This is a genomic window from Massilia sp. LMS1-1-1.1 (assembly GCF_040815535.1).
GTDB lineage: Bacteria > Pseudomonadota > Gammaproteobacteria > Burkholderiales > Burkholderiaceae_D > Janthinobacterium > Janthinobacterium aestuarii.
Window position 1 is genome coordinate 342,459 of sequence record NZ_JBFPNG010000034.1, and the last position, 23,680, is coordinate 366,138.

The 23,680-nt window shown below is 63.2% G+C and carries 21 protein-coding genes; 4 read left to right on the plus strand and 17 right to left on the minus strand.

Annotated features, from left to right (window positions below):
- Positions 1–650: 650 nt before the first annotated feature.
- The gene (locus MRBLMS1_RS20365; protein WP_139090753.1) at positions 651–1,571 is read right to left on the minus strand and encodes a LysR family transcriptional regulator; all 921 of its coding nucleotides are present in this window, start codon (positions 1,569–1,571) and stop codon (positions 651–653) included.
- A gap of 122 nt (positions 1,572–1,693) precedes the next feature.
- Between MRBLMS1_RS20365 and MRBLMS1_RS20370 the strand changes: the two genes are divergently transcribed.
- Positions 1,694–2,023, plus strand: a complete 330-nt coding sequence (locus MRBLMS1_RS20370) for a nuclear transport factor 2 family protein (protein WP_485881462.1) — start codon at positions 1,694–1,696, stop codon at positions 2,021–2,023.
- A 144-nt stretch (positions 2,024–2,167) separates the two neighbouring features.
- On the opposite strand, the gene MRBLMS1_RS20375 is transcribed toward MRBLMS1_RS20370, so the two are convergent.
- From MRBLMS1_RS20375 to MRBLMS1_RS20405, 7 genes are all read right to left on the minus strand, one after another.
- A complete protein-coding gene (locus tag MRBLMS1_RS20375) occupies positions 2,168–3,319 on the minus strand; it encodes a ribonucleotide-diphosphate reductase subunit beta (protein ID WP_034746600.1) in 1,152 nt (383 codons plus the stop codon).
- 118 nt (positions 3,320–3,437) lie between these two features.
- The gene (locus MRBLMS1_RS20380; protein WP_338679744.1) at positions 3,438–6,389 is read right to left on the minus strand and encodes a ribonucleoside-diphosphate reductase subunit alpha; all 2,952 of its coding nucleotides are present in this window, start codon (positions 6,387–6,389) and stop codon (positions 3,438–3,440) included.
- A gap of 391 nt (positions 6,390–6,780) precedes the next feature.
- Positions 6,781–7,392, minus strand: coding sequence for a 1,6-anhydro-N-acetylmuramyl-L-alanine amidase AmpD (gene ampD / locus MRBLMS1_RS20385; protein ID WP_139090809.1), 612 nt, complete (start codon positions 7,390–7,392; stop codon positions 6,781–6,783).
- Positions 7,370–8,443: a sigma 54-interacting transcriptional regulator gene (locus MRBLMS1_RS20390; RefSeq protein ID WP_139090751.1), complete on the minus strand. Its 1,074-nt coding sequence runs from the start codon at positions 8,441–8,443 to the stop codon at positions 7,370–7,372. The genes ampD and MRBLMS1_RS20390 overlap by 23 nt, the downstream gene beginning before the upstream one ends.
- A gap of 112 nt (positions 8,444–8,555) precedes the next feature.
- Complete coding sequence (locus MRBLMS1_RS20395; protein WP_034746591.1) at positions 8,556–8,816, minus strand: PP0621 family protein; 261 nt, start codon at positions 8,814–8,816, stop codon at positions 8,556–8,558.
- Entirely contained in the window at positions 8,813–9,616 is an 804-nt protein-coding gene (locus MRBLMS1_RS20400) for a cytochrome C assembly family protein (RefSeq protein WP_046684240.1), read from the minus strand. The genes MRBLMS1_RS20395 and MRBLMS1_RS20400 overlap by 4 nt, the downstream gene beginning before the upstream one ends.
- Positions 9,617–9,650: 34 nt before the next feature.
- Positions 9,651–9,950 (minus strand): hypothetical protein, encoded by a 300-nt coding sequence (locus tag MRBLMS1_RS20405; protein ID WP_034746585.1) that lies wholly within the window; start codon positions 9,948–9,950, stop codon positions 9,651–9,653.
- Here MRBLMS1_RS20405 and MRBLMS1_RS20410 point away from each other — a divergent pair.
- Positions 9,949–10,488, plus strand: a complete 540-nt coding sequence (locus tag MRBLMS1_RS20410; RefSeq protein ID WP_485881466.1) for a hypothetical protein — start codon at positions 9,949–9,951, stop codon at positions 10,486–10,488. The genes MRBLMS1_RS20405 and MRBLMS1_RS20410 overlap by 2 nt on opposite strands.
- Before the next feature lie 67 nt (positions 10,489–10,555).
- On the opposite strand, the gene MRBLMS1_RS20415 is transcribed toward MRBLMS1_RS20410, so the two are convergent.
- The 9 genes from MRBLMS1_RS20415 to MRBLMS1_RS20455 form a co-directional block, all read right to left on the minus strand.
- Positions 10,556–11,539: an ABC transporter substrate-binding protein gene (locus tag MRBLMS1_RS20415; RefSeq protein WP_034746579.1), complete on the minus strand. Its 984-nt coding sequence runs from the start codon at positions 11,537–11,539 to the stop codon at positions 10,556–10,558.
- 152 nt (positions 11,540–11,691) lie between these two features.
- Positions 11,692–13,686: a MacB family efflux pump subunit gene (locus MRBLMS1_RS20420; protein ID WP_485881469.1), complete on the minus strand. Its 1,995-nt coding sequence runs from the start codon at positions 13,684–13,686 to the stop codon at positions 11,692–11,694.
- A gap of 5 nt (positions 13,687–13,691) precedes the next feature.
- Positions 13,692–14,879 (minus strand): efflux RND transporter periplasmic adaptor subunit, encoded by a 1,188-nt coding sequence (locus tag MRBLMS1_RS20425; RefSeq protein ID WP_485881471.1) that lies wholly within the window; start codon positions 14,877–14,879, stop codon positions 13,692–13,694.
- A 91-nt stretch (positions 14,880–14,970) separates the two neighbouring features.
- Positions 14,971–15,312, minus strand: a complete 342-nt coding sequence (locus MRBLMS1_RS20430) for a DUF3325 domain-containing protein (RefSeq protein ID WP_139090746.1) — start codon at positions 15,310–15,312, stop codon at positions 14,971–14,973.
- Positions 15,309–17,012, minus strand: a complete 1,704-nt coding sequence (locus MRBLMS1_RS20435) for a PepSY-associated TM helix domain-containing protein (protein WP_485881473.1) — start codon at positions 17,010–17,012, stop codon at positions 15,309–15,311. Before MRBLMS1_RS20435 ends, MRBLMS1_RS20430 begins: the two co-directional genes overlap by 4 nt.
- Positions 17,009–17,290: a hypothetical protein gene (locus MRBLMS1_RS20440; protein ID WP_080698408.1), complete on the minus strand. Its 282-nt coding sequence runs from the start codon at positions 17,288–17,290 to the stop codon at positions 17,009–17,011. Before MRBLMS1_RS20440 ends, MRBLMS1_RS20435 begins: the two co-directional genes overlap by 4 nt.
- A 110-nt stretch (positions 17,291–17,400) precedes the next feature.
- Positions 17,401–19,599 (minus strand): TonB-dependent siderophore receptor, encoded by a 2,199-nt coding sequence (locus MRBLMS1_RS20445; protein WP_485881475.1) that lies wholly within the window; start codon positions 19,597–19,599, stop codon positions 17,401–17,403.
- A gap of 94 nt (positions 19,600–19,693) precedes the next feature.
- The gene (locus MRBLMS1_RS20450) at positions 19,694–20,701 is read right to left on the minus strand and encodes a FecR domain-containing protein (RefSeq protein WP_485881477.1); all 1,008 of its coding nucleotides are present in this window, start codon (positions 20,699–20,701) and stop codon (positions 19,694–19,696) included.
- Positions 20,698–21,207, minus strand: coding sequence for a sigma-70 family RNA polymerase sigma factor (locus tag MRBLMS1_RS20455; protein ID WP_072455039.1), 510 nt, complete (start codon positions 21,205–21,207; stop codon positions 20,698–20,700). The genes MRBLMS1_RS20450 and MRBLMS1_RS20455 overlap by 4 nt, the downstream gene beginning before the upstream one ends.
- Before the next feature lie 239 nt (positions 21,208–21,446).
- Here MRBLMS1_RS20455 and ffh point away from each other — a divergent pair, with 239 nt between their 5' ends.
- On the plus strand, positions 21,447–22,814 hold the full coding sequence (gene ffh / locus MRBLMS1_RS20460; protein ID WP_485881479.1) for a signal recognition particle protein: 1,368 nt from the start codon (positions 21,447–21,449) through the stop codon (positions 22,812–22,814).
- A gap of 344 nt (positions 22,815–23,158) precedes the next feature.
- A complete protein-coding gene (locus MRBLMS1_RS20465; protein WP_071650146.1) occupies positions 23,159–23,554 on the plus strand; it encodes an SWIB/MDM2 domain-containing protein in 396 nt (131 codons plus the stop codon).
- Positions 23,555–23,680: the final 126 nt, after the last annotated feature.

Below are 23,680 nucleotides of genomic sequence, written 5' to 3' on the forward strand. Positions count from 1 at the left end.
CTGAACTGCTGCAACTCCTCACGTTTGCAGCACTTCAGCCATCGTCGGTGCCACCCTGCTTTATCTCGCAGCTGGTGGCAAAGTCTGAATTCGGTCATTCGTTTTCGATGCCGTGCGTTTTTTCGCTCCTCGCATCGCGCTCGCCACAACACCGATGCGTCAAATAAAAAACCGCCATGCCTGAAAAAATTCGGGCACGGCGGCAGACGAAAACGGTGTGGTTTTGTGCATATCCGTGTAAATCTGTATCCCTGTTTTGCGAGGTTTTTTCGCTACCGCGCTGGTTAAAAAACCCCGCATTCTAACGCTCGCATTTGCAATCTCATAAAGTACACGAAAACCTTGTCAATGCGCAACCGGCACGACATGTTTTCGCCCGCTTTTTTGCACGATACGCGTGCTATCGCACAATCGCGCGGCAAATGCCGCCGCCAGCGTGTCCGGAAACGATATTTACACCCCGTCCCGCGCGCATTGGCGCCATCAAAAAAATGCGTCGCGGCGCGCGCGATGCGGCGAAAAAATGGCCGCACTTTTCTGCGCCACCACGCCACTGCACCTCATGAAAAAGCAGCGCGAAAAAAACGCGGCGTGCGATGCCGCAGCCGGTACTCAGGATGATGGCACCAGGCTGGAAAAAGCAGGCGAGGCTAGCGCGTATCGCCGGAAGACGCGGGCCGGGAGAGCGCCAGCGCCGTATCGATGAAGGCGCGCAGTTTGGGCTGACTCTGGGTACGCGCTGGAAAATACAGGAACAATCCACTCGTCGTCGGCACGTAGTTTTCCAGCACCCGCAGCAAGCTGCCGCTGGCCAGGTCAGCTTCGATTTCCACGTCAGGCATATACGCCAGGCCCAGACCCGAGCGCGCGAAATCGGCGATCAGCGTGGTGTCGTTGACGACCAGGGGCGCGCCCGTTTCCACCAGAAATTCTTCGCCATCGCGCACAAAGCGCCAGCGGTGCAAGGCGCCGGAAGTGTGGAAGCGGTAGGCCAGCGTGTCGTGGCGCATCAGGTCTTCCGGAATCAGCGGCCGCCCTTTCCGCTCGAGGTAGCCGGGCGCGCCAACCACGGACCAGCGCAAGTCGCCCGTCAGGCGCACGGCCACCATCTCCTGCTCCACCGACTGTCCCAGGCGGATGCCGGCATCGTAACCATGCGCCAGCAGATCGACGGCGCCATCGTCAAGCGACAGGTCGATGGTCACGTCAGGATAGCTGCTGCGAAAACGCGGTATCAATGCGCGCATGACCAGCGCACCCAGCGCGCGCGGCACCGTCAGCCGCAAATGGCCGGCGGGCCGGTCGCGAAACATGGTCAGCGCGGCGAAGGCGTCATCGATTTGCCGGGTGGCGCCGGCCAGGCTGGCGTACAGGCCAGCGCCGGCTTCGGTGAAGGCGACATTGCGCGTATTGCGCTTGAAGAGCAGCACGCCATGCTGGCGCTCCATCACCTTGACCGCCTTGCTGACGGCCGTCACCGTCACGCCAAGCTGCAGTGCCGCGGCGCTGAAACTTTTGCGCTCGGCGACCGCAAGAAAGGTACGGATGCCATCGAGAGAGTTATTTTTCATGCGCGATCACGCCGCCAATAATGAACCTGAAGTGTAAAGCCTATCACCCCTACGCTACTTTTTCTCTGCAATTGAACGCCATATGATGGTTGCTCCCTACCTCTCCACCGAAAGGAAGCACCATGTCTCTCCTCATGCCGGCCATCGTCGGCGACTACTTTAGCGCCGACAACCATCACGATAGCAACGCCGTGGCGCAGTGCTTCGCCGCCGATGGCTCCGTTCACGACGAAGGCAGGACCCACGCGGGCCATGCCGCCATCCAGGCCTGGAAAGAAGCTGGCAGCCAGCAATACGGCGCCACCGTCAGCCCCATCTCGGCAGACACCCAGGGCGCGCGCTGCGTGGTCACCGGCAGCGTCAGCGGCAGTTTCCCCGGCAGCCCGCTGGCGCTGCGCTTTGCCTTCACGCTCGCCGACAACCGCATCCAGACCCTGGAGATCAGCGCATGAATACCGATTTCAAGGACAAGCGTGTGCTGATCACGGGCGGCACCATCCCGACCATGTGAGCCAGGTGCAGTCAGCTCTCCAGATAGCAAAAGGCCCCGCATCCGCGAGGCCTTTGTCATATTGCTTGTGACGCTATTGGCTGGCTTATTCCCAGTTCAGCGCGCCGCCGGTCTGGTATTCCGTCACGCGCGTCTCGAAGAAGTTGCGTTCCTTCTTCATGTCGATCATTTCGCTCATCCACGGGAATGGATTTTCTTCCTGGGCGAACAGCGGCTCGATGCCGATCTGCTGCGCGCGGCGGTTGGCGATGAAGCGCAAATAGCCCTTGAACATCGGCGCGTTCAGACCCAGTACGCCGCGCGGCATGGTGTCTTCCGCGTATGCGTATTCCAGTTCCACGGCCTGCATGAACAACACTTTAATCTCTTCGCGGAATTCGGCCGTCCACAGCTGCGGGTTTTCCATCTTGATCGTGTTGATCAAGTCGATGCCGAAGTTGCAGTGCATCGATTCGTCGCGCAGGATGTACTGGTACTGTTCCGCCGCGCCCATCATCTTGTTCTGGCGGCCCAGCGCCAGGATCTGCGTGAAGCCAACGTAGAAGAACAGGCCTTCCATCAGGCAGGCAAACACGATCAGCGATTTGAGCAGCTTCTGATCGTTTTCCACCGTGCCGGTGACGAATGCCGGGTCGGTCAGGGTGTTGATGAACGGGATCAGGAACTCATCCTTGTCGCGGATCGACTTGACTTCGTTGTAGGCGTTGAAGATCTCGCCTTCGTCCAGGCCCAGCGATTCGACGATGTACTGGTAAGCGTGCGTGTGGATCGCTTCCTCGAACGCCTGGCGCAGCAGGTACTGGCGGCACTCGGGCGCCGTGATGTGGCGGTAGGTACCCAACACGATGTTGTTGGCAGCCAGCGAGTCGGCCGTCACGAAGAAGCCCAGGTTGCGCTTGACCAGGCGGCGCTCGTCGTCCGTCAGGCCGTTCGGGTTTTTCCACAGCTCGATATCGCGCTGCATGTTCACTTCCTGCGGCATCCAGTGGTTGGCGCAGCCGGCCAGGTATTTGTCCCACGCCCATTTGTACTTGAACGGCACCAGCTGGTTGACGTCCGTCTTGCCATTGATGATGCGCTTGTCGTCCGCATTCACGCGGCGCGCCACTTGCTCGGCGTTCGCTTCGGACGGCTCGGCACCTGCCGGCAGGTTCAATTCGGTATTACCCAATGGCGCTTGCTGCGCCGGACGCGGCACAGCTGCCGACGTGGTTTCATCATCCCATGACAACGACATATTCTTCTTCCTTTCCATGCCGGCGAGCCGGCGGTCCGCAACAGGCCCGTTGAATCGGACAATGCGGACATTGACAACATTGAATCAGCCCAGACGCTCCGGGCTGACAACTAAAATCTTATTGGCAGGCTTCGCACTCTTCGAAACCGTCATCACCTGGGCGCAGGTAGCAGGCTTCGCCATCGGCGTCGTCCGCTGCCGCTGCCACCACTGGCGCCACGGCCACCGCTGCTGCCGCCACGGCCGCTGCCTGGGCGCTTTGCGCGCTGGCCGACATGCCGCCATCGACTGCCACGGCGTTCAGGGCGCCCGTCTTGGAGGTCGATTTCTCCATGTGGGTAGCGGCGATGGTACGCAGGTAGTACGTGGTTTTCAGGCCACGCAGCCATGCCAGCTTGTAGGTTTCGTCCAGTTTCTTGCCCGATGCGCCAGCCATGTAGATGTTCAGCGACTGGGCCTGGTCGATCCACTTCTGGCGACGCGAAGCCGCTTCCACCAGCCAGCTTGGCGACACTTCAAAGGCGGTGGCGTAGATATCGCGCAGGTCTTGCGGGATGCGGTCGATCTTCACCAGCGAGCCGTCGAAGTACTTCAGGTCCGAGATCATGACTTCATCCCACAGGTCGCGCGCCTTCAGGTCGCGCACCAGGTAGCCGTTGATCTCGGTGAATTCGCCCGACAGGTTCGATTTCACGTACAGGTTCTGGAACGTCGGCTCGATACAGGCCGACACGCCGATGATGTTCGAAATCGTCGCCGTCGGGGCGATCGCCACGCAGTTCGAGTTGCGCATGCCGAACTTGGCGATGCGTTCGCGCACCGGGGTCCAGTCCATGGCCGACGAGGAATCGACTTCCAGGTAGCCGCCGCGCTCTTCGGCCAGCAGTTTCACCGAATCCTGCGGCAGGATGCCGCGGTCCCACAGCGAACCGGCGTACGACTCATAGCGGCCGCGCTCTTCGGCCAGTTCCGTCGACGCCAGGTAGGCGTAGTAGCAGACGGCTTCCATCGAGGTGTCGGCAAACGATACGGCGGCGTCCGAGGCGAACGGCACGCGCATCATGTGCAGGCAGTCCTGGAAGCCCATCACGCCCATGCCGACCGGACGGTGGCGCATGTTCGAATTGCGCGCCTTGTCGACGGCGTAGTAATTGATGTCGATGACGTTGTCGAGCATGCGCATGGCGGTGCGGATGGTCTTGGCCAGCTTGACGTGATCGAGCTTGCCTTCCTTCATGTGCGCCGGCATGTTGACGGAACCGAGGTTGCAGACGGCGATTTCGTCAGGACCCGTGTTCAGCGTGATTTCCGTGCACAGATTCGAGCTGTGGACGACGCCGACGTGCGACTGCGGGCTGCGGATGTTGCAAGGATCCTTGAACGTGATCCATGGGTGGCCCGTTTCAAACAGCATCGACAGCATCTTGCGCCACAGGTCCAGCGCGGCGATCTTCTTGAAGACGCGGATTTCGCCGGCGGCGGCCTTGGCTTCGTAGCCCAGGTAAGCCTGTTCAAACGCCTTGCCGACCTTGTCGTGCAGGTCTGGCGTGTCCGATGGCGAGAACAGGGTCCAATCGCCTTTTTCCATGACGCGCTTCATGAACATGTCGGGAATCCAGTTCGCCGTGTTCATGTCGTGCGTGCGGCGGCGGTCGTCGCCCGTGTTCTTGCGCAGGTCGAGGAATTCCTCGATATCCATGTGCCAGGTTTCCAGGTAGGCGCAGACGGCGCCCTTGCGCTTGCCGCCCTGGTTGACTGCCACGGCCGTGTCGTTGACCACTTTCAGGAACGGCACCACGCCTTGCGACTTGCCGTTGGTGCCCTTGATGTGGGCGCCCAGGGCGCGCACTGGCGTCCAGTCGTTGCCCAGGCCGCCGGCGAACTTGGCCAGCAGCGCATTGTCCTTGATGGCGTCGTAGATGCCTTCCAGGTCATCGGAGACGGTGCTCAGGTAGCACGACGACAGCTGCGAGCGCAGGGTGCCCGAATTGAACAGGGTCGGCGTCGAGCTCATGAAGTCGAACGAGGACAGCAGGCTGTAGAACTCGATGGCGCGCGCTTCGCGGTCCGCTTCGTTCAGCGCCAGGCCCATGGCCACGCGCATGTAGAACGCCTGCGGCATTTCGATGCGCACGTCCTGGATGTGCAGGAAGTAGCGGTCGTACAGGGTTTGCAGGCCGATGTAGCCGAACTGCAAGTCGCGGTCGGCGACGATGGCTTTCGCCAGGCGCTCCAGGTCGAAACTGGCAAGTACCGGGTTCAGCAGCTCAGCGGCGATACCCTTGGCAATGTATTGCGGGAAATACGTCAGGTATTCGGCGGCAGCGGCCGCTTGCGGCACTTCCTTGCCGAACACTTCCTTGCGCACCGTGTGCAGCAGGATGCGGGCCGTGACCTGGCTGTAGGCCGGATCTTTTTCCATCAGCGCGCGCGCCGCCAGGATGGCCGACTTGTGCAGCTCTTCGACAGGCACGCCGTCGTACAGGTTTTTCACGGTTTCAGCCAGGATGGCGTCGGCATCGACGTGCTTTTCCAGGCCGGCGCAGGCGGCGTTGATCAGATCGCGCACTTCCTGCATGTCCAGCAGGCGGCGCACGCCGTTGTCGGTGACGTTCAGCTGGGGCGCGGTCACTTGCGCGGACGCGCCTTGCGCTTCCTTCTGCAAACGGCGCTCTTCCATGTGCTTGGCGCGGTACAGCACGTAGGCACGCGCCACGTCGTGCTCGCCCGAACGCATCAGCGACAGTTCCACCTGGTCTTGCACGTCTTCGATATGGAAGGTGCCGCCACCCGGATGGCGGCGCACCAGCGCGGCGACGACGCCGTCCGTCAGTTGTTCCACCAGTTCGCGGATGCGCGCCGAGGCGGCGCCCTGGCCGCCGTTAACGGCCAAAAACGCCTTGGTCATGGCGATGGCGATCTTCGAAGGCTCAAATGCCACCACTGCGCCGTTGCGGCGGATGATGCGATAGTCGCCCAATGCCGCGCCCGTGCTCGCCACGCTGTTGGCCGCGCCTGGCGCTGGCGATACTGGCGTTGGATGGATGGAAATATCTTGTGGTGATTGCATTGAAGCTCCCGTTGTCAGCTAAAGTCAGCCTGCAGTTTTGCTGCCGCGTGTGTTGTTGAATAGAACGCCCGATGGTCAGGGTTTCTTCAGGTATTTGTTGCTAAATAGTAAATTCATAGTGCATAAAACAGCTCAGTATCCATCTCGCCACACCGCACTGCCCGGCTGGCGCGAAACACGATCAAGGGTGATAAACCGCCAGTTCCAGTGCTTTATCAGCAATCCGGGTAGCTTTGACAATAATTCTGAAAACGTCTGTGATGGCACTACATATAGTCTCTACATCCAACTTCTGCACTAATTGTAGTACCCATCGGAGGGTGATGCAATAGTTTTCCGGCATCCGTCGGCGTAATTTTTTGTATTTTCATATACGATTTCGGTTGACTTTTCAGGGTGTGGATGGAAAGCCCAATCCCCGCGAAGTAAGCGCTAACGCAGGCTGCCCGCGCAAGGTTTCCAACCAGCATTTTTGATAAAAATGCCAGTCAAAAAACGGCCCCGGATCCGTCTTCCTCCCCGGCGCGATATGCTCGTGCCCGCGCACCTGCGACAGCCCGTAGCGCGCCACCAGCGCCGCCGTCAGCGCCGCCAGCACATGGTATTGCCGCCGCTGGAAGGGCACATCGTCCGCGCCTTCCATTTCGATACCGATGGAATAGCCATTGCACTGCGGGCGTCCTTCGAACATGGACGCGCCCGCATGCCAAGCACGTTGATCAGTAGAAACATATTGCAGCAGCGCACCATCGCGCCGCACAAAAAAGTGCGCCGACACCTGCAAGCCACGCAGGTCGGCGAAAGAAGGATCGGCATTATAATCTACCCGGCCCGTAAACAAGTCCGACACATGCGGCCCGCCAAAGTGGCCGCCCGGCAAGCTGATGTTATGGATCACCAGCAAGTCGACTTGCGTACCGTCCGGGCGCGCATCGTGGTGCGGCGAGTCATAGCGCAGCGCACCGTCGCACCAGCCGTCTTCATCTATCGTCCATACGCTCATCAAGTAAAGCTTCCTGTATCGTCAATTTCTGCATGCGGTAACGCAACTGGCGCACGCTCAAGCCCAGCTGGCGCGCCGCCCGTGCCCGGTGGTAGCGCGCCTGCACCAGCGCCAGCATGATCATGTCGCGCTCGGCCTGGCGCAAATACACGTCGAGCGGCAGGACGGGGCCCACGCCATGCGCGGCCATGCCGGGCAGGCATAGTTGCCGTTCCGGCAAGTCCGGCAATGCCGGCGCCGCCCGCAAAGGCATAGTGCCCGCCGTGGATGGCAAGGCCAGCCCGTCGAGCGCGATCACGCCGCCGTCGGCAAAGGCCAGCGCCCGCTCCAGCACGTTTTCCAGTTCGCGCACATTGCCGGGAAACGCATACGCGGCCAGGGCCGCCAGCACGGGCGGCGCCAGGCTCACGGCCCGGCGTGGCGACAGGCGCGCGAGGATCACCTCACATAATACCTGCAGATCGCCGCGCCGCTCGCGCAGCGGCGGCAGCGCCAGCTCGATCACATGCAGGCGGTAAAACAGGTCCTGGCGAAACGTGCCGGCGGCCACGCCGCGCGCCAGGCCATGCTGGCTGGCGCACAGGATGCGCACGTCGACGGCTTCGTCGCTACTGCCGCCCAGCTTGCGCACGCGGCGCTCCTGCAGCACACGCAACAGTTTTACCTGCATGGCCAGCGGCAGATCGTCCACTTCATCGAGCAGCAGGCTGCCGCCATGAGCCGCCTGGAACAAACCCTGGCGTTCGTGCAGCGCGCCCGTATAGGCGCCCGGGCGGCAGCCGAAAAATTCCGCTTCCATCAGCGCTTCGGGAATGGCGCCGCAGTTGACGGCGATAAACGGGAAGCTGGCGCGCGCGCCCTGCGCATGGATGGCACGCGCCGCCAGTTCCTTGCCCGTGCCCGATTCGCCGCGGATGGCCACCGGCGCGCCACAGCGGGCGATTCGGCCGATCTGCGCGCGCAGCGCCTGCATGGGCAGCGAGTTGCCGCTCAGTTGCGGCGCCGGCGGCATATCGGCGGCAGAATGCTGGCTGGGACTGGGACGGGACATGGAAGCGCGCCTTTCCGCAATGGCGGCGGCGAACCGCCTCTTGCAGATGCTACGCCGGACGGAGGCTGGAAGACGTTACGATACGGATGAGCAACGGCGCACCGGCCTGCCCTTACAAGGTGGCGTGCGCGTGGCTGCAGTAATCGTGGCCCTTGGCCTGCACGTTCTCCGAAGCCGGATAGTACACGCCGCAATGGGCGCAGCACAGCATCAGCTCGGCATCGGGCAATTCCTGCGGCCGGCCGGGCGGCGCAAACGGATTCGGCTGCTGTTGCTGCTGCGCGCGGGCGCGCTGCTGCATGCCACGGATCTTGCTGCGGATAGCAAACAGCACCAGGAACACCAGCGCCAGCCAGAATAAAACACGTGTCATGCGAATCCTCGGTGTAAAACCACTTCCAGTACAAAACGGCTGCCGACATAGGCCAGCAGCAAGGTGGCGAAACCGGCCAGGGTAAAGCTCAGGGCCGTCTTACCGCGCCAGCCGCGGAAGCGCCGGCCTGCCAGCAGCGAGGCAAACAGCAGCCACGACAGCATGGTAAACACGGATTTGTGATCCCAGTTGAGCGCCTTGCCAAACAGTTGCTCAGAAAACACGATGCCCGACAGCACGGTCAGGCTGAGCAAAATAAAACCCAGGCCGATCATGCGGAACAGCAGTTTTTCCATCGTCAGCAGGGCTGGCAGCTGGTCCAGCGCCGTGCCGATGAAGCCGCGGCTTTCGCTGCGCGTATGCAGACGCGATTCCTGCAGCGCCATCAGCACGGCGTGAAAAGCGGCAATCGTCAGGGTGCTGTAGGCGAGCACGGCCACGGCAATATGCCAGCCGAAAACGGCCGACTTGCCTTCCATGCTGACCTGGCTGCCAGGAAAGGCCCAGGCCAGGCCGATGGCGAGGACGGCGCTGGGCATGACCATGCGGCGCAGTCCGTCCAGGCTGAAATTGCGGTTCTCTATCCAGTAGGCGCCCACGGAGACCCACAGCGCGGCCGACAGCATGGCGGAAAAACCGAAGCGCAAGGTGCCCGGCGCCATCAGGTCGAACCACAGGGTAGCGGCGTGCGCCAGCCAGGCGACGCCGGTCAGGCCGGCAATGAGCCGGGCACGGGACGAGGGAAGCACCGCGCATGCCGCATACAACAGGGCGGCGATGAAAAAGAAATAGATCTGCATAGTTTAAGTTTACACCATAGCCGGCAAGCGCGATTCAAGCGACAGTATGGGCTGCAGGCAATTCGCCGCCAGCCGACACCGCAAGCCTGCCATGATATCGCGCCTCGGGCGCGGCGGGGTGGCGCACCCTCAAGATTTTGGCAATCTTTCCTGCGGCGCACTGCCGCCGCGTCACGGCCACGTTGCCATCTGGATGAGCCAGCCCTATAATTATGTCCATAGAGCAACAATCTTTCACTTTTCGCCACTCGCCCACCACCGCCATGTTTTCTTTCAAAAAAATTTCCTGGACCTGTCTCCTGCTGGCCGCCTGCACCGTATTAAGCGGTTGCATGAAAGATGCGCCTTCCCAATCCACATACGAGGAGTATTTCCGCACGTCCATCCAAAGCTATGACCTGTACAAGGAGTACTTCGACATCGCGAAGCTGGAAAAGCTGAACGGCTGGAAAGAGAACGAACAGTACGAAATCAAGGGCTCGGCCGTGCTGCGCGCCAAGGTGGGCTACCTGGAATTGCTGGCCGACGTGGCCGACAAGCTCGAGGCTGAGGCGAAAACGGACGGCACCGTGGGCATGACCATGGGCCTGGGCCTGATGGCGCGCGGCATGGGCGGCGAAAACAAGGTCTTCCGCGAATTCTGGGTGCAGCAACTGGAAAAGAAGACGATTCCCGCGCCGCTGCTGGCGCGCCAGGCGGCGATGACGGCCGAGCGTTTCGACAACCTGATGCAATGGTCGGACCAGCTCGTGCAAGACAATTACGGTGCCATCATCAGCCGCCAGCTGAAGAAAGGCGATGAGCTGACCCGCATCTACACGCTGAGCTTCCGCCAGACGGAAAAAGGCTGGATGGGTTTTAACGCCCGCTAAGGCCATTCCTCCACAAAAAAACCTCCGCGCCATCGCTGGTGCGGAGGTTTTTTTACGGTTGCCTGATTTACTTCACGTTCAGGCTCTTTTTCGCCTGCTCCAGCAAGTCCGTCTTGACCCAGTCCTTGGCCACGGGCGGTTTCGTCATGCGGCCCACGCCCGTTTTCACCATCACGTCCGTGGTGATCTGGATATGCTCGGGCGAGATGTCGTACGAGTACGGCGAATTGCTGATCGCGTCGTCGAAGTCATCCTTCGTGATCTGGCCGCGGAACACGACTTCGCGCACATATTTTTCCGCCGTCGCCTTGTTGTCGATAAAGGTCTTGGTCGCTTCGACGAAGCAGCGCATGAATTTTTCCGCCACGGGACGGCGTTCCTTGTAGAACTTTTCCGTCATCACCATGGTCCGCACGGGCTCGCCGATCGGCGTGTCGTACGGTTTGATGACCTCGGTGCCGAAACCCTTGTTGATCGCCTGCGACGATTGCGGTTCGGACTGCATCATGGCGTCGATATTCTTGCCCATCAGCGCCTGGTTCAAGTCGGCGTAGGCGAGGAACACCAGTTGCACGTCCTTGCCCTTGGTTTCCGAGTACGTCAGGCCCGCCTGCGACAGCTCGGCCAGCAGCAGCACTTCCTGGATGCCGCCGCGCGTCACGCCCACACGCTTGCCCTTGAGTTCCTTGACGCTGGTGATCTTTTGCCCCGCCCCGCCCACCAGACGCGCGCCGCCCTTGGCAAAGCCGGCCACCACGTAGATGGGCGCGCCGCCGGCACGGCCGGAAATAGCTGCTTCGGATGCCGTCGCACCCACGTCCAGCTCGCCCGCGATAATCGCCTGCATCACGTCGAGGCCCTTGGCGAAGATATGCTCTTCGACCTTGATGCCGCACTTGGGCGCGATTTCCTTGATGTACGACACGGCGCCGTAATGGGCGAATTTCAAATTGCCCAGGCGCACGACTTCCTGCGCCTGCACGGCGCCCATGCCGAAGGCCAGCATGAGGGCGGCGGCGATACCGGTCTTCAGGGTTGATTTTTTCTGCATCGGGTTCTCCTGTGGTGGTTGGTGTGTGCCCGCAAGGGCAAAACTACGCGAAACACTGCTTTTATTATCAGGAGATAGTACCGCGTGTTGGAGCCAGGGCAACATTTTTTTGCCGGCAGCCACGCTGCCGGCGTTGTTATTACTGCCTGTTATTACTGCCCCGCCAGCGCCACGACCGGATCAAGTCCCGACGCCTTGCGCGCCGGCATGAAGCCAAATACCAGCCCCGTCACCACGGCGCAGGCAAACGCGCCGGCGATGGCGCTCAGGGAAAAGATCACCGGTACATCCCACACCAGCAGCAAGCCGGCCACCGTCACGCCGACCACGATGCCGGCCACGCCGCCCACCACCGATACCAGCACGGCTTCGGTGAGGAACTGGCGCAGGATGTCGCGCCGGCGCGCGCCCGTCGCCATGCGGATGCCGATTTCGCGCGTGCGCTCGCGCACCGTCATCAGCATCACGTTCATGACGCCGATGCCGCCCACCACCAGCGAGACGGCCGCGATCAGGCTGAGCATCATGGTCATATTGTCCTGCGTCTTCGCTTCGGCGGCGATCGACGCGGCCGCGTTGCTGATGCCGTAGTCGCGGATACGGTGGCGCTCGAACATGGTGGCGTCGACTGCCGCCTCCACCTCCGTCACGCGCTTGACGTCGTCCACCGCCATCACCGTGTAGGTGGGCTCGCGCTGGCCGAAGACGCGGATGCCGGCTGTGGAAAACGGCAGCAGCAGCACGTCGTCTTCATCCTTCTCGCCCGTCAGCGCGCCTTTCGCGCTCATCACGCCGATCACCTGGAACGGCACGTTGCCGATCAGAATGCTCTGCCCGACGGGATTGGCCACGTCGGGCATCAGTTTTTCCGCCAGGTGCGCGCCCAGCACGGCCACGGTGGCCATCTCGCGCTCGTCTTCTTCGGTAAAGAAGCCGCCCTTGGCCACGGGCCAGGTCTGGATCTGCGGCAGGGCCGGCCCCGTGCCGCGTACATAGGTCTGCACGTCGAGGTTGCCGTGCCGTATCACCTTGTTGCCCGTGACGTTAGGCAACACGTGGGAAATGCCCGGCACGTCCTTGAGCGCATCGAGGTCGGCCAGGGTGATGCTGCGCCCGGGGATGCGCGAACTTTCGCCGCGCGACGCCATGTACAGCAGGTTCGAGCCAAACGCGCCCAATTGCGCCATCACTTGCTGGCGTGTGCCCAGGCCGATGGCCAGCATGACGATCACGGAAGCGACGCCGATGACGATGCCGAGCAGGGTCAAGCCCGTGCGGAAGCGGTTGATCCACAGCACGCGCCAGGCCGCGCGCGCCGCGTCGAGCAGTTCCGTGCCCAGCGACGCGCCCGTGTCGTGGGCGGCGCGCGACATGTCCAGCGGCGGCAGGGCCGTCGACGTGGCGGGGATGGCGATGGCGCCCGAGTCTTCGACGATTTCGCCATCGCTGATCTCGATCACGCGGCGCGCCTGGGCCGCCACCTTGCGGTCATGCGTAATGAGGATGATGGTGTGGCCCGCGTCGGCCAGTTCGCCCAGCAGGGCCATGACTTCGGCGCCGCTGCTGCTATCTAACGCTCCCGTCGGTTCATCGGCGAGGATGATGCGCCCGCCATTCATCAGCGCGCGCGCGATCGACACGCGCTGCTGCTGCCCGCCCGACAATTGATTCGGCCGATGATCAAGGCGTTCACCGAGACCCAGGCGCTTGAGCAGCGCTGCGGAACGCGCATGGCGGGCCGCTGCCGGCATGCCCGCGTACAGGGCCGGCACTTCCACGTTTTCGCGCGCCGATTCCGTGGCGATCAGGTGATACCCCTGGAAGACGAAGCCGAACGCCTCGCGCCGCAGCCACGCCAGTTCATCGGGGTTCAGGCTGGCCACGTCCTGGCCGGCGAAGCGGTACGTGCCGTCGCTGGGGCGGTCGAGGCATCCCAGCAAATGCATCAGGGTCGACTTGCCGGAACCGGAGGCGCCGACGATGGCGACGAATTCGCCGGCGCCAATCGACAAGGTCAGGCCGCGCAGCACTTCCACGGCCGGCGCGCCATCGTGGCCGCCGTAGCGCTTGCGGATGCCGGCAAGTTCAATCAATGGCGCCGGCTGGCCAGGTTCTCCTGCTTGTCCCAGCGACCTGGCCTCGCTCATCGCGCTCACAGCTGGAACCTGCTGGCGCCGCTGTTCGATGGCTGCTCGCCTGTGACCAGCAATTCGCCTTCGCGCAAGCCTTGCAGCACTTCCGCGCTGAGGCGGTTGCGCACACCGACGGTGACGGCGCGCGTATCGACCTTGCCGTCCGCATCCATCACGCGGGCCGTGAACTGCCCCGGCTTGGCGCCTTCTTCCGTCGACGGTTTCAGGGCCGGCAAGGGCACGGCCAGCACATTGTTCGCCGCCGCCGTAACAAACACCACTTGCGCCGTCATCTGTGGCATCAGTTCGCCATCGGCGTTATCGACGTCGAACAGCACTGTATACAAGATCACCTTGCTGGTCGACGGTGCCAGGGCCGTGCCGGCGGCGGAACCACCGGGCACCGGCGGCGCCGGCAACACTTGGCGCACCTTGCCGCTCCAGCGCCGCTGGTCGCCGCCCAGGGTGGTGAAATACACGGGCATGTCCGGGCGCACGCGACGCACGTCCGCTTCCGACACTTCCGTCCACACCGTCATGGCCGACAAATCAGCGATGCGCAGGATGTTCGGCGTCTGGTACGTGGCGTTCAGGGTTTGCCCTTCCTTCGCGTCCAGGCCCACCACCTTGCCTGCCATCGGCGCATAGATGCGCGTGTAGCCGAGGCGCGCCTCGTCCGCCTTCAGGCTGGCCTGGGTCTGGTCGATCTGCGCCTTCAGGTGGTCGATCTTGGCGCCGGCCGAGGCCAGGGTGGCTTCGGCCGTTTCCAGGTCGGCCAAAGGCGTCGAGTCAAACTTGGCCATCTGCTTCTGGCGCACGTGCTGCTGGCCCGCCAGGCGGTGCTGCGCCTGCTGGTCGGCCAGCTGCGCGCGCAAGCCCGCCAGCGCGGCGCGGCCCGCATCGACCGTGGCTTGCTGCACGCTGGGGTCGATCTCGGCCAGCAGCTGGCCTTTATCCACGTCGCTGCCCGGCTGCACGTGCAGCCGCGTGATCTGGCCCGACACCTGCGCGCCCACGTCGACGTAGGTTTGCGGCTGCAGGGTGCCGATGGCCGTGACGCTGGCTTCGATGTTGCCGCGCTTGACGGGCGCCGTGTCGAACACGGTGCTCGGGCCGCGCGTGGCCCACAGGGCGCCGGCGCCGAACAGCGCCAGCAAGACCACGCCGCCCAGGATGCGGGCGCGGCGGGAAGGCAGGCGGGCCGCCATCAGGCAGCCGCTTTCAATATAGTCACAACATCAGTCGGTGTCGCCAAACGTGAAAAGTGCATCGGTCTATCCTTGAAAATGGCGGTGAATATCACCGCAGGAACGTCACAAGACCTGCCAGCGCGGCGACGGCTGCCAGCAGGGAACTACGAAACAGCAAGCGGGGGGCATACGGCAGCAGCATGGCCACCAGCAGCGCGCCGGCCGATATGAAACCGAGCCAGGCGACGACGCCGACGGTGGCACTCCAGCCGGCCACGCAGGGCCAGATGGCCAGCGCCAGCAACACCGCGCCCGCCAGTTGCAGCGCGCGCCGCACGTTCGGCGCCGCATCCCTGCCCCAGACCTGGCCATGGTGGCGGTCCATCGCCAAGGAGAGGCTGGCCATGCCCGCATACGACAGGCCCAGCGCGCACAGGATGGTAGGGATCATGACTGTCCTTCCGTAGTGACGTGCAGGCTGGCCGAGGGCGCGGCGCTTTCCCTGGCGGCGGCCTTGCTGACCGGTTTTTCCTTGCGCTTGTGGACTTTCCACGCGCCCCAGGCGGCCAGCAGGCCGAAGGCCATGCTGCCCAGTTCCACGCCGGCGCTTTCCCAGTCGCCACGCGCGACCTGCGCCGCCAGGTTGTCGCCCGTGCTCAGTACATTGAGCACCGGCAGCAGCAGGCACAGGGCCGCCAGCAAGCCCAGTTGCTCGATCCACGCGCGCTTTTCCGCGCGCAGGCAGGCGTGCGCCAGCATCACAAACCACACGCCGAAGAAGGCGCGCAATTCCCAGCCGGCGCGGTGTTCGACGCCGACGGGAATCAGGCGGTTGGCCCACAGGAAGCCCACGCAGGCGATGGACAGGCCGGCAATCGCCGCCACGTTCAGGCAGGCGACGATGCGGTACACGCGCTGCGTATAGGCGCCGAACTCGCCGCCGGACTTCTGGCGGCGCTTGACCATGAACAGGATGGCGCCCGTGCCCATCATGGCCGTGCCGGCCAGACCGCAGAAGAAGTACAACCAGCGCATCGGCGTGCCGCCAAAGCCCACCATGTGCAGGTTCGACATGACGGCGCGCGTCAGGCCCGCGCCGCCCGTATCCGACTCGCCGGGACGGCGCAAGGCGACCTGCTCACCGGTGGCCAGCGCATAGCAAGCCCTGCCCGTGTTGGCGCTGATGCGTTCCATCGTGTCCGTCTCTTCATTCCAGCCATACATGCACACGCGCATGGAGGCGTCGTTCGGATTGTCCAGCACCACGGCGCGGATTTCCTGGCCGATGGCCTGTTCGGCGCGCAGCGCGAACGGTTCCAGCGCGGGAATGGCCAGCGGCTGGCCTGTCTTCGCGGGCTTGCCCACATCGTTCCAGTCGGCCAGGAAGGCCTTCTTGGCATTGTCCATGCCGTATTGCGCCACCACGGGGGCCGGCACATAGTCATCGCTGAAGAACGCCAGGCCCGTGTAGGCGATCATGAACTGGAACGGCAAGGTCAGCACGGCCACCGCGTTGTGCGCGTCGAGCCACGAACGCTGGCCCTTGGCCGGGCGGAAGGTGAAGAAATCCTTGAAGATGCGCTTGTGCGTGATGACGCCGCTCACCAGCGCCACCAGCATGATCATGGTGGTGATGGCGACGACCCACACGCCGATGCGTCCCGCGTGCAGCTCGTAGTGGAAATCGACGAAATGGTGGCCGCCGATGGTTTCGCGCTCCGTTGCCTCGCGCGCATGTTCGATGACGGCGCCCGTCAGCGGATCGAGGTCCGCCGAGCCATAGCCGCCGGCGGGCTGGAACCAGTAGGCGGACAGGCCGTGGCCGGGACGCTGCACGGGCCAGATTTCCCACATGTCCGCCTTCGGGTGTTCCTTCGCCATGAAGTCGAGCGCCAGTTCCAGGCGGTGCCCACGGTCCGTCACCTTCGGCAGCGGCGGATCGTTCGCATGCGCCGCCTCTTCCAGTGCATGTTCGGGCGTCATCCAGTGGGTGATCGGTTCGTCGAAGACGGCCAGGGTGCCGGTCAGGAAAATGGCGAACAGCAGCCAGGAAATCCACAGCCCGCTCCACGTATGCAGCCAGGCCATGGCCTGGCGCAAGCCGCCCTGCTGCGGCGTTTTCACCACTTTGTCTACCTTGACGGCGTTCATGCGGCACCCCGCGACAGCAGCAGCCCGATGCCGCCGCAGGCGATGGCCGGCAGCAGCATGCCGAGCCAGGCGCGGCGCAGGTCCTGCACCGCAAAGACCCAGATGACAGCGCAGGTATAGACGACGAAGGCGCTCAGGGTAGCCGTCAGCACGGCTTCGGCGCGCGACAGCGGCAGCACGGCCGCCAGCAGCACGGCCACGCCGGACGTCAGTGCATAGCCGCCAAAGATGGCGGCGAGCACGCGCGAGAACAACATCATGTGGGCCGATTTCATCATCGCGGCGCTCCCTGTGGCATACGCTGGCTCACACCGTCGCGGGCCAGATTCAACTGCACTTCCATAAGCCATGCATCCTTCATCAAGATAGATCATTCAAAAGCGGTTATTTACAGTTTGTAGTTCAAGGTCAGCATCAGGTTGCGCGGCGCTCCCACCATGTTGCCGAAGACATCGGAATAGATGCTCTGGTAATAGTGTTTGTCGAGCGCATTGTTCACGTTCAGGCGCAGCTCGGCGCGGCTGTCGATCTGCCACGCCGCGTTCAAGCCCACGATCGCGTAGCGGCCCTGGCGCAGATGGTAGGCGCCCTCGTTTGATTCCGTCGCGCCCTGCCCGTATACGGAAGCACCGACGCGCCAGCCCTGCGCCGCGCCGGACAGGCGGTAGCTGGTGGCCAGCTTGAGCTGCTGGCGCGGATAGCGGCTGTTGAAATCCTTGCCGATATTGGCCGGGTCGCTGTCGCGCTTGAATTGCGCCTTCACATAGGTAAAACCGGCCGACAGCTGCCAGTCGGGCGTCAGCGCGCCCGCCAGATCCAGCTCCACGCCTTCGCTGCGCACTTCGCCCGACGCGCGCTGGCAATAGCCCCAGGTGCTGCCCGGGCAGGGAAGCGGGCCGGCCAGATCGTCCACGCCACGGTTTTGCTGGCGGATCTGGAACACGGCCGCGCTGGCATTGAGGGCGCCGCCGAAGTATTCGCCCTTCACGCCCGCTTCATAGTTGGTGCCGCTGATCGGCTTCAATGGCTGCGCATTGGCGTCGGTGGCCGCCTGCGGCTGGAAGATTTCGGTCCAGCTGGCGTACACGGAATGCTGCTTGTCGAGGTCATACACAACGCCGGCATACGGCGTGAATTCGCGCGCCACCGAGTAGCCGGCATCGTCCTTGTACCAGCTCACGCGACCGCCCAGCACCAGCGACAGCGGGTCGGCCAGGCGCATGCGCGTGCCCGCATACACGCCGCTTTGCTCGGTGATGCTGGCCGTGCGCCACTGCGCGTAGTTGATGACGGGGCGCGCCACGCTGCCCGCATCCCAGTTGAACGGGTCGAGCACCGGTGCCGCCGCGCCCCAGCTGTACGGCGCCCAGCCGCCATAGCTGTTTTTCGACGAACGGCGGTGGCTGGCGCCGACGGTCAGCTCGTGCTCGCGGCCGAACAGGCTGTAGCTGCCGCTCGCATACGCGTCATAGCTGGTGTTGGCCAGCTCGGCGCGGTAGCTTTGCGAATTGAAGCGCAGGGTGTCGCCGCGGCGGTTGATGCCGGAAAACGTCGTGTCGATCTCGGGCGTCTTGCGCGTGGCTGCCAGCTTGGCCTTCCAGCCATTGGCAAAGCGGTGTTCCAGTTCCGCGAAAATGGTTTTATCCGTCTGGCGCCAGCCATCGAAGTCGCTGCCTAGGTAAGTCGAGCGGGGCAAATTCAAAAAACGGCCGTCGGCGGCCGTCACCACGCCCGTCGAGACGCCGTCGTTGTCCGTCTTGCGGTAATGCGCGCCCACCGTCAAGGTGGTGTCGGGGCGCAGGTCCGCTTCGATGATGCCGTACAGCTGGTGGTTGCGGCCATGCAGCACGTCGACAAAATCCTTCTTGTCCTGCACCGTCACGACGATGCGCCCGCGCAGGGTCTTCGCTTCATTGAGCGCGTTGGCCGCATCGGCTTCCAGGCGGTAGTTGCTCCAGCTGCCCACGCTGGCCGAGAATGACGCTTGCGGCGTGGCCGTCGGGCGCTTGCGCACCATGTTGATGGCCGCGCTGGGCGTGCCGCTGCCCGTCATCAAGCCCGTGGCACCGCGCACCACCTCGATGCGGTCATAGATGGCCAGGTCGTCATTATCGCCATTGAAGGTGCCGTTCGCGCCCAGGCTGGTAGGCAAGCCATCGAACAGGATGTTATCGATTGGAAAGCCGCGTGCGCTGAAACTGCCCGAATCGCCCGTAAAGTTGCCCTTTTGCATGACCAGCCCCGTGATCGACTGCACGGCGTCGTCCAGGGTCGTGATGCCCAGGTCGTCGATCTGCTGGCGCGTCAGCACGCTGACCGACTGCGGCGTTTCGCGCAGCGACAGGTTCAGCTTGGTTGCCGTGTTGCTCACGCCCGTCGTGTACGAGCCGCTGCCTTCCGTTGTCGCGTCGCGCCCCGCCGTGACGGACACGCCGAGCATGGTCTGTTCGGCGGCGGGAGTGGCTGGCGCCTGCTGCGCGATGGCCGGCAGGCTGGCGGCCAGGCACAGGGCCGCAGCCGCTTGCGCCAGCGGACGCAATGCGGAATGAGGAGATGGCAAACTGACAAAATTCAAAGCGTGAGACATGCAAGTTCCTGATAGTAGTGGCGTCATCAGACGGTGAAAAACAGGCGCCCTACTCTGTAGGTGCCGCGAAAACAAAAAACGGGCAGCCGGATGGCTAAATATTTTTTAATGACATGGCCGGTTCGACCGTCACCCAGTAGCGCGTGCGGCTGCGCACCTGCACGGGCAGGGAGTTGGGCAGCATGTTCAAAATGCGCTGGGTGTCGGCCAGCGGGAACACGCCCGACAGGCGCAGCTGGGCCACTTGCGGCGCGCAGTCGATCACGCCGGGGCGGTAGCGGGCCAGGTCGGCCAGGAAATCGCCCAAGGTCACGTCGTCGACGATCAACTGCCCGCGCGACCAGGCGTCCGCATACGCACCGAGGGCGTGCGGCGCATCCAGCGCATGGCGGGAAAATGCCACGCCGCGCCCGGCCGCCAGCAGCAAGGGTGCGCCGCCGCCGTCGCGGGGACGGATTTCAACGGCGCTGTCAAACACGTCCACGGTGCTGTAGTCATCCTGCTGGCGCACGGCAAAGCGCGTGCCCAGCGCGCGCACCAGGCCTTCGCGCGTGACCACTTCCAGCGGTGCACCGCTGCCGGCGCCATGGCCGCTGGTGACGAGGATTTCGCCAGCCAGCAGCTCGATCAGGCGGCGGCTGGCATCGAAACGCACGTTCACGGCCGATCCCGTATTCAGGCTGAGCACACTGCCATCGTCCAGCGCCACCTCGCGCCGCTCGCCCGTGGCCGTGCGGTAGTCGGCGCGCAAGACGCGCACGCCATCCCAGGCATCCGTCTGCGCGGCCAGCATGCCGCCGCCGGCCGCCACGCCCAGCCACGCCAGCAACTGGCGCCGCTTGCCGCTGACGGCTTTCTGCTGCGTGCCGGCCAGTGCCTGCGCAGCCGCACCGCGGTGCAAGCCGTTGAAGCGCTGCGACACGGCTTCGATATGCCGCCAGGCCCGCTCATGTTCCGGGTCCGCCTCGCGCCAGCGCTGCCAGGCGGCCTGTTGCGCCGCGTCCATCTCGCCCGACATCAGCATGGTCAGCCACTCGGCCGCCTGCTGCTGCACGTCCTCGCGGATGGCCGCCGGGGCCGCAGCATTGCCCACCTTGCTCATGCCGGCAGCGAGAAAAACACCTGGCGGTTGGCGCGCGTCAGGTATTGCTTGACCGAGCTGGCCGACACGTTCAGGCGCGCGGCGATCTCGGCATAGCTGAGCCCTTCCAGTTGCGCCAGCAGGAACGCCGTGCGCACGGGCGCGGGCAGGCCAGCCAGGGCCTGGTCGATTTCCTGCAAGGCTTCCAGCGCCAGCAGCCGCTCTTCCGGCGCGGGCGCCACTTCGGGCGGCAGGCAAGCCAGCGCTTCCAGATAGGCGTCTTCCAGCACTTGCCGGCGGTGGCGGTGCGCTACCAGGCGGCGCGCGATGGTGGCCAGAAAAGGCCGCGCTTCGCGAATCTGCGGTGCGGCATCAGCAGTCAGCACGCTGACGAAGGTGTCTTGCGCCAGGTCCGCCGCCTCGCCCGCATTGCCTAGCTTATGCCGCAGCCAGCCCTGCAGCCAGCCGTGATGGCTGCTGTAGAGCGCGTGCAGGTCTTGTTGCTGTGCAAAATCGGCGGCCGACATGGCATCCCTTTCCGCCCGGACGTGCGGCGCCCGAGAATGTAAATAAGAATTATTCTCATTCTAACCGCGTTCCTGCCATTCATGCAATCGCGGCATTGCCAGAAATACCAAGTAATTCAAAAGCAGGCCAACCGCCAGGCGGCGCAGCGCGGGACCGCCAGCCACCCGCGATGGGGTAAAATGGCGCCCATCGTCCGGCTTGCGCCGCCCACTCCCAAGCTTTTCATTGCAGGTTCATCATGCTAGATAATCTCACCCAACGGCTTGCCAAAGTCGTCAAGACCATGCGCGGCGAGGCGCGCCTGACCGAAGCGAACACCGCCGACATGCTGCGCGAAGTGCGCCTGGCGCTGCTCGAAGCCGACGTCGCCTTGCCCGCCGTGCGCGAATTCATCGCCAAAGTCAAAGAAAAAGCCATGGGCGAGGATGTCATTTCCTCGCTCACGCCGGGCCAGGCCCTGGTGGGCGTGGTGCAGCGCGAGCTGGCCGCCCTGATGGGCGCCGACCTGGGACCGGAAGCGTCGCAGATCAGCTTTGCCCAGCAGCCGCCCGCCATCATCCTGATGGCCGGTCTGCAGGGTGTGGGTAAAACCACCACCGTCGGCAAGCTGGCGAAATACCTGAAGGAAGAAAAGAAGAAGAAAGTGCTGACCGTCTCGGCCGACGTGTACCGTCCAGCCGCGATCGCCCAGCTGCAATCGGTCACCACCCAGGTGGGCGCCGACTTCTTCCCGTCCACCAGCACGGACAAGCCTGTCGATATCGCGCTGGCCGCGCTGGACTGGGCGAAAAAGCATTACCACGACGTGCTGATCATCGATACGGCTGGCCGTCTCGGTATCGACGAAGAGATGATGCGCGAAATCGCCGCCGTCCACGGCGCCGTGAAACCGATCGAAACCCTGTTTGTCGTCGACGCCATGCTGGGCCAGGACGCCATCAACACGGCCAAAGCCTTTAACGATGCGCTGCCGCTGACCGGTATCGTGCTGACCAAGCTCGATGGCGATGCGCGCGGCGGTGCGGCCCTGTCCGTGCGCCACATCACGGGCAAACCGATCAAGTTTGCCGGTGTCTCGGAAAAACTCGACGGCCTGGAAGCGTTCGACCCGACCCGCATGGCCAATCGTATCCTCGGCATGGGCGACATCCTCGCCCTGGTGGAAGAAGCGCGCAAGGGCGTCGACAGCAAGGCGGCGGCCGATCTGGCGCAGAAGATCAAGGTTGGCGGCAAGTTCGACATGAACGACTTCAAGGCGCAACTGGGCCAGATGAAGAAAATGGGCGGCATGGCCAACCTGATGGACAAGCTGCCGGCCCAGTTCCAGCAGGCGGCAGGCGGCAAGAACATGGATCAAGCCGACAAACAGGTGCGCCGCATGTGCGGCATCATCGATTCGATGACGCCACAGGAACGCGCCAAGCCTGAACTGATCAAGGCCACGCGCAAGCGCCGCATCGCCGCCGGCGCCGGCGTGCAAGTACAGGAAGTAAACCGCATGCTGACGCAATTCGAGCAAATGCAGACGATGATGAAGAAATTGTCGGGTGGCGGCATGATGAAGATGATGCGCTCCATGAAGGGCATGATGCCTGGGATGAGGTAAGGAGTCAGAATCCCCGCTCGCGGGGATTTCGACGGCATTCATTGCGCCGCACACCCAAGTAAAAACATCGTTCTAAATAATGCCGGATTGCATTTTCATGTGTCCGGCATCACTGTTCCCTCCCTCCGCAGCGCCCCTCCCCGCATAGCCAGCAACCATGCCATTTACGGGCAAAAACGCCAATCCGCGCCCCCAAGCGGTGCGCCCGGGCGACAGCATTGCCATTTCCCTGCTTTTTCCTCGTGAAAACGTGAAAAACACTTGCATACTAGGTAAATCCACACCAATATTAGCCGTGCGATTAATTGCGCAATTTCCCATGTGTTTGTTAAGGAGGCTCGAAGATGGCAACAGCCAAAAAAACCCCAGTAGCAGCGCCAGCCAAAGCAGCAGCAGCCAAGCCTGCAGCCGCCAAGAAAGCAGCACCCGCAGCCAAAGCGGCAGCTAAACCTGCAGCGGCGAAGAAAGCGGCAGCACCGGCAACACCACGCAAGCCAAACGCAGCATTCATGAAAGCAATGACGCCATCGAAAGATCTGGCCGCCGTTGTTGGCGCAGCACCACTGCCGCGCACGGAAGTGACCAAAAAGGTATGGGATTACATCAAAAAACTCGATCTGCAAGATCCGGCCAACCGCCGCATGATCAATGCGGACGACAAGCTGAAAGCAGTTTTCGGCGGCAAAGCCCAAGTCTCCATGTTTGAAATGACCAAACTGATCTCCGATCATTTGAAATAATCAGATACGCACAGGGCGTCTACGCCGTGTGAGTGCCCCGCCGCATCCGCGAGCGGGGCATTTTTTTTGGGGTCAGACCCTGTCGGGCCTGACCCCGGCCGTTGCGGTGGGGTTTAAAAAACATGA